We start from the raw sequence: 1,698 nt of genomic DNA on the forward strand, positions 1-1,698 counted from the left end.
CCCAGGCCCAGCACCAGCAGGGCAAACAACCCGGCGCAGAGAATTGCCGCCAGCCGGTCGAAGGCATGCCCGGTGATCGGGATCACCGGAATCGCCCGCACCCCGAGCCACAAGGCCAATGCCCCCAGGGGCAGGTTGATCAGGTACAACCAGTGCCAGGTAGCCACCGATAGAATCGCCGACGCCGCCGTCGGCCCCAGGGTAAAGGCCAGCCCCACCACCAATGAGTTATACCCCAGCCCTCGGCCGAGGATTTTTGCCGGGTAGATATGCCGCAGCAGCGCAATGTTGACGCTCATGATTGCCGCAGCGCCCAGGCCCTGCACCACCCGGGCGGCAGTCAGCGTCGGCAGTGACCAGGCCAGCCCGCAAAACAGCGACGCCACCACAAACACCAGCAAGCCGCCGAGGAACACCCGGCGGTGACCGACCACATCACTCAGGGACGCAAAGGGCAGTACCGCGGCAATGGTCGCCAACTGGTAGGCATTGACCACCCAGATCACCGAAGCGGAGTCGGTGCCAATCCCTTCGGCCAGGGTCGGCAACGCGGTGTTGACGATGGCCGTGTCGAGGGTCGCCATGCCGATCCCCAGGGAAATGGCGACAACCGCCGCTAGACGCTTATCACTGGGCAACCCATCAGCTACTGAAGACATGGACAATCCGCACACGTGGCAAAGGCGTCTAGATTACGGGCAGCGGCCTTTTTTTTCAGCGGGCAAATGCGCGGCTGTCCAAATATTCATGTTCAGGTGCGCCATTTGCCCATCTGCGCCATCTGCACCAGCACCTCGGCCAGGGCGGGCTGCGGCGCGCTATTGACGGTGACCAGCGCTACACAGCGGCTCGGCCGCAAGGTCGCCGCTGCCGTGACGGCACGACCGCCGAGATCGAACCCGCCGAGCACCGCTTCAGGAATGTGCAAGGCGTTCATCAGGTCCAGCACGTCCTGGCCGAGCACCACTTCCTGAGTGCTGGCGGATGCCGCCTTGTCCAGCGGCGTGGTAGTGCCATGGCCGCGCAGGTACGGGGCAACCACCCGAAAGCCCTGGGACACCAGGTAGGGTGCGACCTCGGCGAAGCGCTCCAGGTCGCCGTCCGCGCCATGCAGCAAAATGATCGGCCTGCCCTCTTCCGGGCCGGCCTCGTAGTAGCCGATATCCAGAAGGTCGGTGCTGACCTGGCGGATCGTCCAACGGGCGGGCGTCGCCATGACCGGCAGTGACAACGCCACTGAAGCAATGGCGGTGGAAATCAGAAAGCGCCGGCGATTGAAAAAAGACATGGTGTTAGAGCTCCGAAAAATGCGACACAGAAAGGTCTTCAACGACCCCCACAATCAACTCGCTGCCGATCCAGCCGGCCAACAGCTCACCGGCTTTCGCGACGCCCTGCTCTTCCCCCAGGCGCGCTACCAGAAACTCGCACAACCCGGCAAAACTGCCGTCGCCTTGCAGGTGCACCAAGGCCTGGAACTCCAGCGCATCGACCTGGCGCAAGCGCGAGGTGAACTGGCGACGCCACACCAGCAGCCCACCGGCCTCGGCCAGCATCAGCGCCTCGGGCGCCGGGGTTTGCTGCCACAATGCCGACCAGATCGCCTCGGCGTTGGTGGTCAGCCCATGGCAGCGCAGCGACGGCGTGAGTTGCAGGCGTGCCGTGTCCCAATCCACCGACGCCAGCACGTCCATGGGC

At 64.5% G+C, this 1,698-nt stretch carries 2 protein-coding genes and 1 pseudogene; all 3 read right to left on the reverse strand.

The genetic code is table 11. The annotated features are described in order from the left end of the window. Positions 1 to 659: MFS transporter (locus tag HX846_RS30175; protein WP_178966780.1), on the reverse strand; the 659-nt coding region annotated here is incomplete at its 3' end. Positions 660 to 751: 92 nt separating this feature from the next. Beyond that, positions 752 to 1,288 (reverse strand): alpha/beta fold hydrolase, encoded by a 537-nt coding sequence (locus HX846_RS30180; RefSeq protein WP_178966781.1) that lies wholly within the window; start codon positions 1,286 to 1,288, stop codon positions 752 to 754. A gap of 4 nt (positions 1,289 to 1,292) precedes the next feature. Further along, a pseudogene (locus HX846_RS30185) lies at positions 1,293 to 1,698 on the reverse strand (DUF2063 domain-containing protein); the annotation flags it as partial.

This window comes from Pseudomonas sp. K5002 (assembly GCF_013386655.1).
Taxonomy (GTDB): domain Bacteria; phylum Pseudomonadota; class Gammaproteobacteria; order Pseudomonadales; family Pseudomonadaceae; genus Aquipseudomonas.